Source organism: Nonomuraea sp. NPDC048901 (assembly GCF_040649695.1).
GTDB lineage: Bacteria > Actinomycetota > Actinomycetes > Streptosporangiales > Streptosporangiaceae > Nonomuraea.
The window spans coordinates 157,626-173,243 of record NZ_JBEZFW010000023.1 but is presented as its reverse complement, the minus strand read 5'-3'; the positions used below and the strand labels follow the sequence as shown (position 1 = coordinate 173,243).

At 67.2% G+C, this 15,618-nt stretch carries 18 protein-coding genes and 1 tRNA gene; 7 read left to right on the top strand and 12 right to left on the bottom strand.

Going from position 1 to position 15,618, the window contains the following annotated elements; genetic code table 11:
• Positions 1–284: 284 nt before the first annotated feature.
• Positions 285–653: an Mth938-like domain-containing protein gene (locus tag AB0C30_RS49875; RefSeq protein WP_357957676.1), complete on the bottom strand. Its 369-nt coding sequence runs from the start codon at positions 651–653 to the stop codon at positions 285–287.
• Between the two features lie 1,382 nt (positions 654–2,035).
• Between AB0C30_RS49875 and AB0C30_RS49870 the strand changes: the two genes are divergently transcribed.
• Positions 2,036–2,452 (top strand): tyrosine-type recombinase/integrase, encoded by a 417-nt coding sequence (locus tag AB0C30_RS49870; protein ID WP_357957674.1) that lies wholly within the window; start codon positions 2,036–2,038, stop codon positions 2,450–2,452.
• A gap of 88 nt (positions 2,453–2,540) precedes the next feature.
• On the opposite strand, the gene AB0C30_RS49865 is transcribed toward AB0C30_RS49870, so the two are convergent.
• Both AB0C30_RS49865 and AB0C30_RS49860 read right to left on the bottom strand, forming a co-directional pair.
• A tRNA-Ser gene (locus tag AB0C30_RS49865) sits at positions 2,541–2,629 on the bottom strand.
• Between the two features lie 341 nt (positions 2,630–2,970).
• A complete protein-coding gene (locus AB0C30_RS49860) occupies positions 2,971–3,534 on the bottom strand; it encodes a YceI family protein (RefSeq protein WP_357957672.1) in 564 nt (187 codons plus the stop codon).
• 96 nt (positions 3,535–3,630) lie between these two features.
• On the opposite strand from AB0C30_RS49860, the gene AB0C30_RS49855 reads away from it, so the two are divergent.
• Positions 3,631–4,125 (top strand): MarR family transcriptional regulator, encoded by a 495-nt coding sequence (locus AB0C30_RS49855; RefSeq protein ID WP_357957670.1) that lies wholly within the window; start codon positions 3,631–3,633, stop codon positions 4,123–4,125.
• On the opposite strand, the gene AB0C30_RS49850 is transcribed toward AB0C30_RS49855, so the two are convergent.
• Positions 4,082–4,588: a SigE family RNA polymerase sigma factor gene (locus AB0C30_RS49850; protein WP_357957668.1), complete on the bottom strand. Its 507-nt coding sequence runs from the start codon at positions 4,586–4,588 to the stop codon at positions 4,082–4,084. The genes AB0C30_RS49855 and AB0C30_RS49850 overlap by 44 nt on opposite strands.
• A 218-nt stretch (positions 4,589–4,806) precedes the next feature.
• On the opposite strand from AB0C30_RS49850, the gene AB0C30_RS49845 reads away from it, so the two are divergent.
• Both AB0C30_RS49845 and AB0C30_RS49840 read left to right on the top strand, forming a co-directional pair.
• Entirely contained in the window at positions 4,807–5,748 is a 942-nt protein-coding gene (locus AB0C30_RS49845) for a hypothetical protein (protein ID WP_357957666.1), read from the top strand.
• A gap of 5 nt (positions 5,749–5,753) precedes the next feature.
• The gene (locus tag AB0C30_RS49840) at positions 5,754–6,545 is read left to right on the top strand and encodes a MauE/DoxX family redox-associated membrane protein (protein WP_357957664.1); all 792 of its coding nucleotides are present in this window, start codon (positions 5,754–5,756) and stop codon (positions 6,543–6,545) included.
• Positions 6,546–6,644: 99 nt separating this feature from the next.
• Here the strand turns inward: AB0C30_RS49840 and AB0C30_RS49835 are convergent, their stop codons facing one another.
• Positions 6,645–7,826 carry an ATP-binding protein gene (locus AB0C30_RS49835; RefSeq protein ID WP_357957662.1) on the bottom strand — a complete coding sequence of 394 codons (1,182 nt, stop codon included), beginning with the start codon at positions 7,824–7,826 and terminating at the stop codon, positions 6,645–6,647.
• Positions 7,827–8,044: 218 nt separating this feature from the next.
• On the opposite strand from AB0C30_RS49835, the gene AB0C30_RS49830 reads away from it, so the two are divergent.
• The 3 genes from AB0C30_RS49830 to AB0C30_RS49820 are packed head-to-tail and all read left to right on the top strand — an operon-like array spanning position 8,045 to position 10,250.
• Positions 8,045–8,530, top strand: coding sequence for a SigE family RNA polymerase sigma factor (locus tag AB0C30_RS49830; protein WP_357957660.1), 486 nt, complete (start codon positions 8,045–8,047; stop codon positions 8,528–8,530).
• On the top strand, positions 8,527–9,762 hold the full coding sequence (locus AB0C30_RS49825; protein WP_357957659.1) for a hypothetical protein: 1,236 nt from the start codon (positions 8,527–8,529) through the stop codon (positions 9,760–9,762). Before AB0C30_RS49830 ends, AB0C30_RS49825 begins: the two co-directional genes overlap by 4 nt.
• Before the next feature lie 11 nt (positions 9,763–9,773).
• Complete coding sequence (locus tag AB0C30_RS49820; RefSeq protein ID WP_357957657.1) at positions 9,774–10,250, top strand: MaoC family dehydratase; 477 nt, start codon at positions 9,774–9,776, stop codon at positions 10,248–10,250.
• Here the strand turns inward: AB0C30_RS49820 and AB0C30_RS49815 are convergent.
• From AB0C30_RS49815 to AB0C30_RS49785, 7 genes are all read right to left on the bottom strand, one after another.
• Entirely contained in the window at positions 10,231–10,464 is a 234-nt protein-coding gene (locus AB0C30_RS49815) for a hypothetical protein (protein ID WP_357957655.1), read from the bottom strand. The two genes, AB0C30_RS49820 and AB0C30_RS49815, sit on opposite strands and share 20 nt — an antisense overlap.
• Entirely contained in the window at positions 10,461–12,038 is a 1,578-nt protein-coding gene (locus tag AB0C30_RS49810; protein ID WP_357957653.1) for a radical SAM protein, read from the bottom strand. The genes AB0C30_RS49815 and AB0C30_RS49810 overlap by 4 nt, the downstream gene beginning before the upstream one ends.
• Positions 12,035–12,766, bottom strand: coding sequence for a prolipoprotein diacylglyceryl transferase family protein (locus AB0C30_RS49805; protein ID WP_357957652.1), 732 nt, complete (start codon positions 12,764–12,766; stop codon positions 12,035–12,037). The genes AB0C30_RS49810 and AB0C30_RS49805 overlap by 4 nt, the downstream gene beginning before the upstream one ends.
• A gap of 1 nt (position 12,767) precedes the next feature.
• The gene (locus AB0C30_RS49800) at positions 12,768–13,058 is read right to left on the bottom strand and encodes a hypothetical protein (protein ID WP_357957650.1); all 291 of its coding nucleotides are present in this window, start codon (positions 13,056–13,058) and stop codon (positions 12,768–12,770) included.
• Between the two features lie 325 nt (positions 13,059–13,383).
• Entirely contained in the window at positions 13,384–13,656 is a 273-nt protein-coding gene (locus AB0C30_RS49795; RefSeq protein ID WP_357957648.1) for a hypothetical protein, read from the bottom strand.
• Between the two features lie 52 nt (positions 13,657–13,708).
• Positions 13,709–14,335: a response regulator transcription factor gene (locus tag AB0C30_RS49790; RefSeq protein WP_357957646.1), complete on the bottom strand. Its 627-nt coding sequence runs from the start codon at positions 14,333–14,335 to the stop codon at positions 13,709–13,711.
• Positions 14,332–15,546 (bottom strand): histidine kinase, encoded by a 1,215-nt coding sequence (locus AB0C30_RS49785; protein WP_357957644.1) that lies wholly within the window; start codon positions 15,544–15,546, stop codon positions 14,332–14,334. The genes AB0C30_RS49790 and AB0C30_RS49785 overlap by 4 nt, the downstream gene beginning before the upstream one ends.
• Positions 15,547–15,618 lie beyond the last annotated feature (72 nt).

Here is a 15,618-nt window from a genome sequence, read left to right as displayed (position 1 = left end):
GCCCGCCCGGAACTCCGGATCAAAGCGCCGCCGCGTGACTGCTGCCACGACCAAACCTCTCCCGGTTCGGTCTCCACGCTATGAGGGGAAGGCCAGTATCGACATCTCCGCTTCCTACGGTGAGGTTCCGGAGGACGGCGGGCTCTTGTGCTAGAGCTGTCTCATTAAAGGTGGAGTGAGACTCGATTTTTTGCTAGCGTCCCCACCTGCGAAGTCGCAGGGCAATGACCAAGGGACCCGCAAATCATTCCGCGTATGTTCCGGATCTTGGCAAAGGGGCTTGATCAACACGTGGAGTGGATCAAGCCGCCCACGGGAGTGGTCTCCACCATGGCGTTGTAGCGCTGGACGGCGGCTGTCGTCTCCTCCACGTAGATCTCGATGCCTTTCTCCATCAGGAGGTCCAGCGTCTCAGGGCACGTTTGCAGGAGCGACCGCATACCACGGGAGAGGACGATCGCGTGGCTGCCGTTGTCGAGCAGCTCCTGTATGTCGGCAGGCTGAATGCCAGGAGTGTGCCGCGTGCCGGTCTCGTTCCAGTCCCAGGCACGTCCTCCACCGGGGTAGAGCTTGAAATCCTTGCCTTCTCCGAGGCCCTCGACCACCATCCGGCCCCAGGAGACATGTGTGATCAAAGGTGATCGACGCTCCATACGCCGAGCCTACTTGCATCGCGTCACAGGCATAAGCCACGGCCTGATCGCTTCCGGCTCTTGGACTTCTGAGCTTGCCTGGGACGACGTGGCGACCGTTCTCTCGGAAGAGCGAATAGGTGGTGGGCTGCCTGTGGCCATTGCAATGACCGCGGCTGCTCAGTGAGCCGGTGCTGAGGAACGAAGCGCCGGATCGTCGATCGCCCCCGACCAACAACGGAGGCCAGCCAACACTTGGCGATCGTAGGGCTGTATCTGTGCGGTGGCGTGGCGCTGAGGTCGGCGAGTTCGCTTGGTACGGCGGGCGCGGTGGTCGGCGTGGCGGCCCGTGCTGCTGCCGTCCGGGACCGGCCCCCAGGCCGCACGCCCGGGCGGCGGGCAAGCGACGGGCCGCTGTACGGCGGCGCGCCGCGCCGCCGCTTGAGGCCGATGCCCAAAAGGAGGCGGTGTGATGGCAGCCAGAAAGCCCAACGGCCGCTCGTCCATCTACCTCGGCAAGGACGGCCTGTGGCACGGCTGGGTGACGGTCGGGATCAAGCCGGACGGTTCACCGGACCGACGCCACCGCAAGGCCAAGACAGAACCGGAGGTGACCAGAAAGGTCGCAGAGTTGGAGGGCGAGCGAAAGGCAGGCTCCGTCAGCAAGCCCGGCCGGCCGCCGACAGTAGGGGAGTGGATGACGGAGTTCCTCGACGTGATCTGTGAGCGACTCGTCCTCTCCGACAAGATGGCTCCCCGTACCCTGACGGACTATCGCTCCAAGTCGAGGAACTGGATTGTGCCGCTCCTGGGCAAGCATCGGCTCGACCGTCTGGCGCCTGAGCACCTGGACACGGCGTACACGCGGATGCTGGAAGCGGGCCTTGCGACGGGCTCTGTCCTCAAAGTGCACCGCATCCTGTCCCGCGCGCTCACGATCGCGGTACGGCGAGGCCGCATCACGCGCAATGTCGCCACGCTCGTAGACGCTCCCTCGGCGACCGCCACCGAGATCGAACCGCTGACCCGAGACGAGGCCCGGCGCATCCTCGACGTGGCCAAGGTGAGAAGGAACGGCGCGCGCTGGTCGGTCGCTCTGTCGCTCGGCATCCGCCAGGGCGAGGCTCTCGGGCTGCGCTGGTCGTACATCAACCTGACCACGGGCGAGATCAGGGCGTGGTTCCAGATCCAGCGGTCCGAATGGTTGCACGGCTGCGCCGATCCACACGCCTGCGGAGAACGGTGGCACCGGAAGGCGTGCAAGAAGAACTGCAATGACCACAAGCACACCCGAGACTGCAAGGCGGACTGCAAGAAGCGCGCCCACCTGCTACAGGCGTCCGTGCGCCAAGGACTGCACCGGCCACGCGGACAAGTGCCCGAAGCGGGCTGGCGGCGGCCTGGTGTTCCGAAAGCGCAAGGGAAAGGGCAAGCTGACGCTCCAGTGTCCGCCCGCGCTCCTCGCCCTCCTCAAGGCGCACAAGAAGACCCAAGCCGCGGAACGCCTGAAGGCGGGGGACCGGTGGACCGATCACGACCTGGTGTTCACCACGCAGACCGGCGGCCCGATCGAACGCACAGAGGACTGGAAGCAGTGGAAGTCCATCCTCAAGCAGGCCGGCGTACGAGACGCCAGAGTCCACGACGCCCGTCACACCGCAGCGACCCTGCTGATCGAGCAAGGCGTACACATCCGGGTGGTTCAGGAGATCCTCGGCCACACGCGCGTGACCACCACCGAGCGCTACACCCACGTAGCAACGATGCAGATGAGAGATGCTAGCGACCGCATGGACGAGGCGCTCTGGGGCCCTGGCTAGAAGCCAACTGCAACCCAAACTGCAACCCTGAGCCCCGCAGAGATCGAAAAAGGCCCTTCCCCAGAATCTGGGAAGGGCCTTCGACGTGCGGAGGATCGGGGATTTGAACCCCGGATGGTGTTGCCACCAAACCGCATTAGCAGTGCGGCGCCATAGACCTGACTAGGCGAATCCTCCTGGTAGCCACGCGGCTCAGGACAGCGTACCGGCCTTCTGCCAAGGCAGCAAAGCGGTTGCCCGTCCCGGCCTGTCCAAAGGTTATCCACTGCCTGTGAATAACCTCCTGTGGACAACGGGCCGGACAGCAAGCCCGCCCCAAGGCGCGGCGGGGGCGGGCTCGGCGCGCGGACCCGCCAAGCGGGTCCGGCGTACAAAACGCGACGTCAACCGGCTCAGGTCGCGGGTCGAACGAGACTCCAAGCGGGTCGCCCCGCTGGGCCGAACGAGACGTAAAGCGGGTCACCTCGCTGAGCCGAACGAGACGTAAAGCGGGTCAGGCCGCTGGGCAAAGCGCGACGTCAGGCCGCCGGGTTGGCTTCGCCCTCGATCTCGACCTTGATCTTCTTGCCCACCAGGACGCCGCCCGTCTCCAGGGCCTGGTTCCAGGTCAGCCCGAAGTCCTCGCGGTCGAACTCGCTGGTGATCGAGAACCCCCACACCGCCTGGCCCCAGGGGTTCGTGCCGGCGCCGCCGTACTCGACCGTGAGCTCGATCTCCTTGGTGACGTCACGGACGGTCAGGTCGCCGACGACGGTGAACTTGTCACCCGAGTGGCTCACCACGCGGGTGCTCTTGAAGGTGAGCGTCGGGAACTTCTCGACCGACAGGAAGTCGTCGCTGCGCAGGTGGCCGTCACGGTCGGCGACACCGGTGGTGAGGCTTTCGGTCTTGATCGTGAGCTCGGCCGACGACTCGAGGGGGTTGTCGGCGATCGTCACGGAGCCGGTGAAGTCGCCGAAGCTGCCGCGCACCTTGCTGACCATCATGTGCTTGACCACGAAGCCGATCGTGGTGTGGGCGGTGTCGAGGTTGTAGGTGCCGGCGGCGGGGACGGTCAGGCCTTCCCAAGTGCGGGTGGTCATGGGGTTCTCCTCGGAGGATGATTGCTGTGCGGATGTTTGCGGCAACAAATGTCTACACGAGGAATATTCCTCACGTCAACAATCGTCGGTTAAGCTATGAACGTGGTCAACATTGATGACCCCCGGTTGACGGCCATGGGCCTGCTGTCGGAGGTTCAAGCAGGTCTCGCGGCCAGGATGCAGCCGGTGTTCGGCGCCGCCGGGCTGTCCGAGATCGATTTTGAGACGCTGCTCCGGCTGGGGCGCTCGCCGCGGCAGAGCTTGCGGATGAGTGATCTGGCCGCACAGACGGGCCTGTCCACCAGTGGTGTGACCAGGGTCGTCGACCGGCTCGAACGCGACGGTCTGGTGGCCAGGGTGGCCTGCGCCGTCGACCGCCGGGCCTCCTACGCCACGCTCACCGACGCGGGGCGGGAGAAGCTCGACATCGTGCTGCCGCAGCACCTCGAGGACATCGACAAGTCTCTGACCAGCCTGCTCAGCGCGGAGGAGCTGGAAACCTTCCTGGCCACGCTGCGGACGATTCGCGATGTCGTACGGCCCTGCGCTACGGCCGGAGCTGTTGAGGGGGAATGCCCAGCTCAACCCTGAGCTTGGCCATGGCACGTGACATCGTGCTCTTGACCGTGCCGAGGCTGATGCCCAGCGTTCTGGCGATCTCCGGTTCGGTCATGTCCTCGTAGTAACGCAGTACGATCGCGGCCCGCATCCGGGTGGGCAGCCGCCGCAGCGCCTGCTCCAGAAGATCGTGCAGGTCGCCGCTGGCTTCCGCCTCCGGGGCGACCTCCGGTAGGTCCTCCGACGGGTACTCCTCCAGTCGGCGCCGCCGCCACTGCGAGATGTTGATGTTGACCATCGCCCGCCGTACATATCCGTCGAGCGCGGCTCTGTCCTGGATGCGGTCCCATGCCAGGTACGTCTTGGTCAGCGCGTTCTGCAGGAGATCCTCCGCGTCCAGCGGATGTCCCGTGAGCTGGTGGGCGGTGCGCAGCAGGGCAGCTCCGCGCGCAACGACGTACTCGCGGAACTCCTCTTCCCAGCTGGCGGTCTGCATCGTGGCCAGAATCGCAGCCAAAGGCCAAGATAGGGCGTAACCGGAATTCAGGATTCGGCCCGCCGACGATAAAGGTAGGTCAAGGTCGGTGGCGGTTTGTACGTCGCTGGGGGTCAACTTCTGCCCCGAGGGGTGCGTATTTTGCTCTCGAATGCACGAGTGCAGTGAAGTACCCCCCGGAGTCGTGTGACCCTATTAGCGCGACAAGGGAGGGACTGATGGGGTATCCGAGCGTGGAACGCCGCCGGGTGCTCGCGGCCGCGGCGCTGGGCCGGGAGACCGGGATCCCGGGCTCCGGCGATGGGGACCCCTTACGCGCGGTCATAGGGGACATCCTCGACATAAGCCCACATCTCATCACCATCGAGACCCCCGAGGGCGCCGAGGAGCGGCTCGTCATCGCGCCCTGGGCCACCGCCTGGCACGGTGGTGACCAGGCGCCGAGTGATCTGCCCGTGGGCTCGACGGTCATCATGCGTACCCTGCGCGACGGCCGGGTGGTCGAGCGCCTCTGGGCCGACATCACGCGGCTGACCGGGACCATCCTGTCCGTGGAGGGACGCAAGGACCTGTCGGTCCAGCTCGACTGCGGGCCGCACCGGGGGCGCCGGACCATCGTCATCCCATACCGTGCGACAGGTCGCATCATGGTGCGACATGCGCGGTTCGAGCCGGGGTTCCTGTTCGACGCGATCGGCATCAGAAAGGGCGGGGCGAGTCTGGCCCTGCTGCCCGCGACCTCGCAGCCCGCCTATCCGGCGCGGGCCGTGCCGGCTCCGCCGCCCGCCTACGGGGGCCTGCAGTCACGCGTCTCCGGTACCGCCACCTGGTCCGACGCCTTCGACCAGGAGGATCGGGGGGCCGCGTACCCCATGGTCGAGCGCTCTGACGTGGACTGCCCGGACGCCGAGGTGTCCTGTACGGGCCTGCCGTACCTCGCCATCGGGTCGATGCTGCAGGTGGGGAACCTCTGCACTAATCGATCCGCTAACGTGCCGATCGTGGCGTGTGGCTGCGTGGCCGGGCGCTTCTGCGACCGCTGCGTCGAGTGCGACACCTCTCCTCGCGGGCGGATCGCCGAGCTGTCGCCGTTCTCGTACGTGGAGCTGGGCGGCGACCTGGTCAAAGGGTGCTTCAACGCGCAGATCGGATTGGGGTGACGCTCGTGCTGGCATCGCAACTGCCCGCGCTGATCGTGCTGCTCGTCTTAGGGGCGGTGGCGAAGGTGTCCACCGTGCGTACGGGCGGGGAGATGGGCACGCTGGCCCGGCTGGGACCGGCGGCGTTGGTGCCCGCCCGCATCGAGGTGCCGGTGCTGATCGTCTGCGCGGTCGGTGAGCTGGTGATCGCGACCGGGCTGCTGGTGAGCACGTCTCCGATCTTCCGGTGGATGGCGGTCGCGTTCTTCGCCATGTGCACCTATGTCCTGCTGGAGGTACGTAGGCGGCGGCCCGACGCGGGGTGCGGATGCTTCGGCGAGGTGAGCGCGGCACCCGTCGGGCTGCGTTCGATCGCCAGGACCATGGTCCTCACCGGGATGGCCGTGCTGTCGATATGGGGTGAAGAGCCCGGCTGGTTGGTCTTCTTGCACCCGTCGTGGTTCATGGCCGCCGGGGTGGTCGTGCTCCTCGTACTGTCGCCCGAGCTTGAGGAGATGGTGGATCGGCTGCGTTATCGCGCGCCGTGCGAGCAGCGCCCCGGGCCGGCCATGGAGGTCACCCTGGCCAGGCTCCGGTCGAGCGGACCCTGGCGGCAGCACCGGGAGCAGCTCGCCGCGGTCGAGCCGTACGACAGCTGGCGTGAGCTGTGCTGGCGCTTCTTCGCCTTCGAGCGGCGGGATGGGGCCGATGTCGTGTTCGCGGTCTATCTCAGCGGGCGGCGTCCGGCTGTACGGGTGGCCGTGGTCGAACACCAGGGTAGCGGCGCTCTGCCGGTTTATACGCCTGTATCGGCCTGACGCTAGACAGCGCTATAGAACCCTCGACAACAAGATATGACTCTATTGGGCTATCTAGCTTCCCCACTAGACAGCCCAATAGAGGACTAGGGGTGTCGCCTAGATCGGTTGGGCACGCAGGAACCTCCCGAAATGCGGCACGGTGAACGCGATCAGGCCGCGCTCAGCGCTGTAGATCAGCCCCTTCTTGATGAGGCTGTCGCGGGCGGGTGACAGGCTGGACGGCTTGCGCCCCAGCGCGTCGGCCACGTCCGCGGTGGCGACCGGCTCGTCGCCGATCTGCGCCATGGCGTGCATGTAGTCGCGCTCCGCCGGGGTGGCCCGTTCGTAGCGGCTGCCGAAGAAGCCCACCGCAAGCTCCTCCTCGGCCTCGGGCGCGGACACCTTGACGTCGTCGAGGGTGATCGGGCTGCGCGGCGCCAGATCCCAGGCGACCTTGCCGTAAGCCTGGACGAAGTAGGGATAACCGTCGGCGGCCTCGTAAAGGGCGTCGAGGGCGTCCTGCGTGAACTCGACCTCTTCCTCCCGCGCCGGCAGCATCAGCGCGAGGTCGGCCGCCTCGCGGTCGAGCTTGTCGATGCGGGCGTAGCGGAAGAGCCGCTCGGAGTAGCTCTTGCTGGCCGACAGCACGCTCGGCAGGTGCGGCAGGCCCGCGCCGACCACGATCAGCGGCCCACCGGACTGCGAGAGCTCATGGCAGGCGGCGCACAGCGCCGAGACGTCGGCGGGCTGCACGTCCTGCATCTCGTCGATGAAGAGCGCGATGCCGACGCCCAGGTCGGTGGCCACGCTCGCGGCGTCGACGAACAGCTCGGTAAGGTCGATCTCGAGGTCGCCGGAGTCGGCCCGGCCACGGCTGGCCGGCACCTCGATCCCGGGTGACCAGTGCGAGGTGCCCTTGGCGGCGGCCGGATCGCGCATCGCGAACGCCTTGAGCACGCCCAGGAACTCCTCGATGCGCTCCGGCGCGCGATGCCGGGGAGCCAGCTCGCGGATCGCCATGTGCAGCGCGGCCGAGACGGGACGGCGGATCGACTGGTCGGGCCGGGCCTCGATCTTGCCCGTGCCCCACAGCCGCTGCATCGCCATGGACTTGAACGTGTTGAGGAGCACGGTCTTGCCGACGCCGCGCAGACCGGTGACGACCATGCTGCGCTCGGGACGGCCACGGGCCACCCGCTCCAGCACGACCTCGAACTGCTGCAGCTCGCGGTCGCGCCCGGCGAGCTCCGGCGGGCGCTGTCCGGCTCCGGGGGCGTAAGGATTGCGCACGGGGTCCACGCTCTCGGACTTTATTGCGGGATATAGCGGCCGTCTTAGATTTGGGAAGAAAGCGCTACGGCGTGTCCGAGCAGGGGCCGTCGCCAGTATTGTCATCGGACGCACCCCCTCCCACCAGGCCGAACCCTTGTTCGAGTCGGTCCCTAGAACTGTAGCGCGCACTCGAACACGTGCGCGATGGTTTCGAGTAAAGATCTTTGCAACAGAGCGAGCTGCTCGTGCGTCCCGGTGATGTGGAGTTCGAGGATTTCGTCCGAGCCAGGGGCGCGGCGCTGGTCAGGTACGGCTATGTGCTCACCGGCAACGCCGAGGACGCCGCGGATCTCGTCCAGGAGGCGCTGCTCAAGCTGAGCGACAACTGGGGCCGGGTCCGCAACAAGGACAGCCCCGAGGCGTACGTACGCACGACCATGGCCCGCCAGCACATCAGCTGGTGGCGTCGGCGGCGCAGAGAGCAGCCGACCGACGACGTCCCCGAAGGCGTCCACTACGACACGCATTCCTTCGGCGAGCTCTGGAAGGAGCTCGCGACGCTGCCCAGGAAGCAGCGGACCGTGCTGGTCCTGCGCTACTACGAGGACCTGCCGGATGAGGAGATCGCCGCGATCCTCGGCATCTCACGTGGAACTGTGCGCAGCCAGGCGTTCCGGGCGCTCGCCACGCTCCGGGTCCGGCCCGCTGTGCTGGAGAGGGGACGGGCATGAGGACAGAGGACGAATTGAGCGGCGCGCTGCGCGATGCGGCGTACCAGGCTCCCGAGCTCGACCTGCTGGCCGGGGTCGGCGCGCGCAGGCGGCGGCGGACCAGGCGGCGTGCGCAACTGTTCGCGGCGGTCGCGGTGGTCGCGGTGGTGGGCACGAGTACGGTCGTCGCCCAGGGCACCTTCTCCAGCGGGGGCGGAGAAGAGGCGGCCGTCACGTCGACCACGACCAGGCCCGAACCTGAGAAGACCATAACCGTGACTCCGAGACCGCAGACCCAGGCCAAGGGAACGCCGGTCGGGAAGCTCTGGCCGCAGGCGGTCTTCCAGATGCCGGCGAAGAACGCCGACGGCTGGCGCTACCGCCCGATCACCGGCATCAACGCCACCGAGGTGCTGCTCATGGCGGCGCCCTCGTCCGGAAAGCTCGGCAAGATCGAGGTGTACGACACCAAGGCCGGTAAGTCCCGGGTGGTAACAGAGATCCCCCGGACTCGGGGGTTGGAACAATACTTCCTGCAAACCGCCTCGACCGATGGTACGAACGTCGTCTGGTTCTCCAGCGGGTCGAAGGGCGGGAACGCGGTCACCGAGCTCTGGTGGGCCCCGCTGTCCGGCGGCAAGGCCAAGCTGGCCGTAACGTTGACCGGCGGTGACGAGGCCGTTGAGGCTATCGGCGTGGACGGTGAGAGCGTCGTCTGGTCGCCGCGGAAGGGCGGCGTCTACCGGAAGCCGTTCGCCAACGGTGCTCCCAACCGCGTGCCCAAGTCTGATGGGCTGCAGCTGATCAGCTGGCCATGGGCGGGCGACGCGAGCACTGACGACGAAGAGTTCGAGACGCCCGGCCGCAACCAGTCCAAGGTCGTCAACCTGGCCGATGGGACCGTGACCAAGGTTGTGATCAAGGACGGGATGAAGGACCTGCGGTGCGGACCGGTCTGGTGCCGTGGCCGCCAGGGCACCACTTCTGTCGTCCAGCACGTCGACGGGACCGGAGTCAAGAAGCTCCCGAAGGGGTTCAGGATGTACGCCATCCTCGATCGCTTCCTGCGATCGGCCGATACCGTGTACGACCTGAACACCGGCGAGCTGGCGCGCATCGAAACCACCGGTGGCTGGAGCAGCGACGGCATCTCGTCGGAGCCCAGCACGATCCTCTACGGGGGCACTACAAAGGGGGGCAACCCCGACAAGTACTGGGTGCTCAACTTGGCAGCCGTCCCGCCCGCGCAATAGCGTTCGGAGCCATGCGGACCTTCGCGAACGTACAGGAACTCAAGGCGGCCGTCGGCGAGAAGTTCGGCCCGACCGAGTGGCGCACAGTCACTCAGGAGCAGGTCAATCTCTTCGCCGACGCGACCGACGACCACCAGTGGATCCACGTCGACGTGGAGCGGGCCAAGGAAGGACCGTTCGGCGGCACGATCGCGCACGGCTACCTGAGCCTGTCACTGCTGCCGTCGTTCATGATGGAGCTGGTACGCGTCGAGAGCATCCAGATGGGCGTCAACTACGGCCTGAACAAGGTACGTTTCCCCAGGCCGGTGCCGGTCGGTGCGCGGGTCAGGGCGCTGGGGGAGCTGAGCGACGTCAAGGGCACGCCGGCCGGCTACCTGGCCAACCTGAAGATGACGATCGAGGTCGAGGGCGAGAAGCGCCCGGCGTGCATCGCCGAGACGCTCAGCCTGTACATCCCCGTGGAGCTCACAGCAGGGAGTGGATGATCGCCGCCGCCGCGACGAGCACCAGCAACCCGAGGTAGGCCAGGACGAGCCGGGTGTCCTTGAGCAAGCACTTGCTGTGGGTCAGCCCGACCCGCCGCGCATTCCAGTACCCGGCGAACCCGAGGGCCGCGAACCCCAGCACCGCCCACGGCCCCAGCAGCCAGGCCAGCAGCGCGACGGTCGCGTACACGCACAACCGGAGCGGATCCTTCACGTGATCACCTTGAGCTGGGATGTGGTCGCGGCCAGTCGTTGCCCCGAGAGCTGGGATGTGGCGGCGACCGCCGACAGCCGTTGTCCCGAGAGCTGGGGCCACGCCTGAACCGCGCAGAACGGCGCGCACTGGTCCTGCTCGGCCCGCGTGCCGACGTGCACGCAGCACTGCGTGAGCCGCTCTTCGATCATGGTTGAGATGTCCATGAACGGCTTGACCGTCACCCGCACCACCCGCTCGCCGAGCAGTTTGCGAAGCCTCTTTCGTCGGCCGGGCAGCGCCGAGGAGGCCAGGGTGAGCAGTGTGGACACGCCGAGGTCGCAGTTCTCGCAGATGTCGCGCCACAGGTCGCCGATCTGCGGGTGTGACAACGACGACTGCTCCGACAGCAGTCCGAGCAGCGATTCCTGTACGGCCAGCCGCAGCTCGCGGGGGATCTCGGTGTCGGCGATGCGATTGGAGACCAGGCCCAGGTTCGCCTTGAGCCGGTCATGGCCGATCAGCGCGACCAGCGAACGCCACTGCTGCGAGTCGTCGCGGATCAGGTAGCCGACCGAGCAGCAGTGCGGGTGTGAGCAGGGCAGCGCGGTGAGGTCGCGCCAGGTCACCAGGCCGTCGGTCTGCGGGCCGAGTCGCTTGAGCACGCCGGTGTGGGTGAGGCGGTTCATCGGGTCGATCGGCCCCGACCTGCCCGAGCCGAACTGCGGCTGCAGGGACACCCCGCCGACGAACGGCGTGTCGAGCGCCAGCCGTACGACGTCGCCGATCTCCCCGTCGTTGACGCCCAGTGCGGCGGTCATCACCAGCGTGGTGAAGATCTCCCGCTCCGACAGCCGTTGTACGGCCTGCGCCTTGAGCTGCCTGAGGTCACCGCCCCGGTGGTGCTTCGACGCCTCGGCCGAACCGCCGTCGTACTGGAGGTAGACCTCCACCCGCTCGCGGTGCTCGGTGAGCAGGTCGAGCAGGGCGTCGTCCCTGGCGATGAGGACGCCGTTGGTGTTGATCAGGATGCGGGTGACAGGGCGCTGGTGGAGCTCGGCGAGCAGTTGGGCGAGCTCGGGGTGAAGGGTGGGCTCGCCGCCGCTCAACATGAGGACGTCGAGCTTGCCGTTCTCGCGGGACAGGCGCTGGTCGACGTTCGCCAGGATGTCGGTGATGGGGACGATTCCGGCCAGATCGGGGGAGCTGTCGGCGAAGCAGGTGGGGCAGCGCAGGTTGCAGGCTTCGACGATGTCTTCGAGCAGGATGCAGGTGTGCTGGGTCTGCATCTCGGGCAGCCCTTGGAGGTAGGCCGCAGGGATGGGGTCGAAATTCCACGAAATATCCGGCATGTGGAGCTTTGTGGGAGCGGTCCACTCTTCCAGATAGGTCAGGATTTCTGGGTCTTCGTCGTACAAAGTCCTGATCAGGCCGTGTTCGCGGCAGCCGCGCTCCAGCCATACGCGCTCGTCGCGGACGGTCAGGTAGCCGCTCAGCCGTTCGACCCGCTCCAGGTCCTGGCCGTGGCAGTGGGGACAGAAGGCGTTGACGTACCTGAGGATGCGGTCACCCCGCAGGCCCATTCCGGTGCTCATGTCATGACCTTCCGCTTGAAGAGGGGATCGTAGTGGCCGCGCCGCCAGCCGTACCGCAGCCTCAGGGCGAGCAGCAGCAGGCCGGGGATCAGGAACCACTGCGGCCTGGTGAGCTCGAGCCAGACGGTCTCGTTGGCGCGGGTGAACTCGACGAGGAAGCGGAAGACGGCGTACGCGGCCAGGTACAGCGTGAACAGCTCGCCCGGCTCGGTGAGCCGCCTGCGCGCCCAGAGCAGCGCGGCGAACACGGCGAGCTGGAAGACGATCTCATAGACGAACGACGGGTGCATGGCCTGGCCGCTCAGGCAGCCGGGGCACTCGGGCGTCGTCGGGGGAGCGTGTACGCCCCAGGGCAACTCGGTCGGACGGCCCGGCGCCTCGGTCAGATGGCAGCCGATCCGGCCCACCGCCATGCCCAGCGCCACCGCCGGGGCGAACAGGTCGCCGGTCCGCTGCTTGTAGCCGATGATCCTCTTGGCGATCAGTACGCCTATGTAGGCGCCGGTCAAGCCGCCGAGGATGCTCCGCGAGCCGTACAGCCAGAGGTCGGAGAGGTTCAGCGTCTCCAGCCAGCCCGCCAGCCGCATGCCGATCGCGCCGCCGACCAGCGCACCGGTCACGGCCACCAGCGACTGCTCGTTGAGCGCGCCGCGGCGGCGGGCCTCGTGCACGAAGACCACGGACGCGACGAGCACTCCCAGGCCGACGAAGATCTCGTGGAGCGGCATGTCAGGCGTACAGATCTGGGCTGATGCCGGTGCAGATCCCGGCGGACAAGATCGACCATAACGCCCAGCCGACAAGGAACCCCAGGCCCAGACCGGTGGCCCACGGCTTGCGCAGGAACTGCAGCCCGGCCCCCGCCCCGAGACCGAAGAGGGCGAGGAAGATCGTGCAGGAGATGATGATGGGGTAGTTAGTGCCGTTCTGGTCGAGGGTGCTGACGAAGATCAGGATGCCGAGGATGGCGTTGACGATGCTGTAGGCGACCAGCCCTGCGAACGCTAGTCCGATGATCACCCCGACGGACTTGCCCTGGGGCCTGCTGTTGGACTTGCCGTTGGGCGGCGGCTTTGGCCCGCCGGGGGACGGCGGGATGCTGGTCTGTCTGGACGGCGGGGGAGCGGATTGTCCGGACGGCGGGATGCTGATTTGTTCGGACGGCGGGGGAGCGGATTGTCCGGGAGACGGTTCGACGCTCCCCTCCACTCGCGTCGGGGCGCTCCCTCCCTGAGGAGGCGTCCCCTCGTCACGATCGCCCGGTGCGGGCGCGGTCATGTGAACATGCCCGGATCCAGCGTTGGCCCGGTCCGTGTGTACATGCCCGGACTCGATGGTGGCCCGGTCATGCGTACATGCCCGGATTCAGTCCCGTGCAATAGCCGGCCGAGACGATGGAGGCGAGCGCCCACCCGATCATCAGCCCCAGCCCCAGCCCCAGCGCCCACGGCCTACGCAGCACCACGAGCACGATCCCCGCGCCGATCCCGACCACGGCCAGGAGCCCCGCGGCGACCCCGATCGCGACCGTCGACGACATGCTCACGACGATGAGTCCGACGATCACATTGAGGATCCAGTAACCAAAGGCCCCGGCGAACGCCAAGCCAACGATCAAGCCCGTCGGCCGTGGCGGCGGGGGAGGAGGAGACATGGTCACGACCTTCAGACTAGCGGGGGCCTTCTGAGTAATAAATCGCTGCTTGGACCCGGCTTTTGAGACCCAGTTTGTTCAACACCCGGCTCACATGCGTCTTCGTGGTCGCCTCTGCCATGTCGAGCTCCCTGGCGATCTCGGCATTGGACAGCCCGCGACCGATCCCGGCCAACACCTCCTGCTCCCGCGGCGTCAATCCCTCCACCTGTTGCTCCTTGCGTACGGGCTGCTCGGCAAAGGCAGAGATCAACCGCCGCGTGACCGTAGGCGAGATCAGCCCATCCCCCTTGGCCACCAGCCGTACGGCCGTGACCAGCGACTCCGCGTCGGTGTTCTTCAACAGGAACCCCGCCGCCCCCGCTCGCAACGCCCCGAACACATACTCATCCACATCGAACGTCGTCAAGATCAACACATCGGCCACCCCGGCGAGCTCCCTGGTCGCCGAGATGCCGTCGAGCTTCGGCATCCGCACGTCCATCAACACCACGTCGGGCCGGGTCTCGCGGGCCAACTCCACCGCCTGCTCCCCATCGGCCGCCTCCCCGACGACCTCGATGTCCCGGGCCCCACCGAGAATCAGCACCAGCCCCGCCCTGACAGCCGCATGATCGTCCGCGACCAGTACCTTGATCGTCATCCCGCCTCCCACTGTCCCTTCCTGTCCTTCGGCATGGGCAGCACGGCCTTGACCCGCCACAAACCCCCGTCCACCCCGGCCTCGAACGACCCCCCGACCAACACGGCCCGCTCTCTCATCCCCACCAGCCCTGCCCCCGCCCCGGGAACCAGCCCAGCCCCGGCCCCAGGAAAAACCTCCGCCGCGAGAGGCAGAGCGGGACGTCCATCCACAGGGTTACTCACAGGCTTATCCACAGGGTTGTCCACAGCGACCGTCACTTGCCCCGACTCATAAACGACCTTGACCACAGCCGACCGCCCGCCATGTTTGAGCGCATTGGTCAGCGCCTCTTGCAAGATCCGATAGCCGGCCAGATCCACCGCCGGAGACAGCTCCCGCGACTCCCCCTCGACGCGGAAATCAGCCGCCATCCCCGCCCGCCGCGACCGTTCGACCAGACTCTCCGCATCAGCCAGCCGCGGCCGGGAGGTTTCGGCCTCATCCCCCTCCTGCCGCAACAGCCCGATCATGGTCCGCATCTCGGCCAGCCCTTTCAGACTGTTCTCCCGAACGGACTCCATGATCTTCCGTACGGCCGCCGCACTCAGATCCGTACGCGACAACGCGCCCGTCGACTGGATGGCGATCGCACTGAAGTGGTTGGCGATCATGTCATGCAGTTCCCGAGCCATCCGCGTACGCTCCGTCGCGATGGCCGCCTCCCGGTCAAGCTCCGCCAGCCGCGCCACCTGCTCCGCCCTGGCACGCTCGGCCGCGGCCTGCTCACGCTGCTGGCGTAACACCATCGCCGTGGTAACCGGCGTAACCAGCACGAGCCCCGCCTGAATCCCGTTGACCGCCAGCGCCCGCCAGTCACCCGACAGGACCCCCGTGACGCCCCCGGCCAACACCGACAGCACAGTGGCGGCCCCCAGCAGCCACCGCGAAAAAGACGCCGGTCCGTACAGCGCCGCCGCATACACGTTGTCGGTAAATATCAGAACAGTCGGCAACGACGGCCCCACGACCAGATCAACACCGATCCCCACGGTCCCGAGGGCCAGCCCCACCAACGGCGCCCGCTGGCGTACCACCACCCCCAGGCACACGAGCGCCAGCGGCACCGCGAGCCACCCCTCGGGCACCTCGCGATGAGTGTAGGCTCCGCCCACGATCAGGAGCAGGCCCCCGACGAAGGCCAGCCCGGCCCACGACGCCTCGCGTTGCATGCCCCCATCCCACCACCGTCCAGACCCGGCTCACTCCTTCGTGGGTCTGCCTGTGGATAAACACTTCGATGT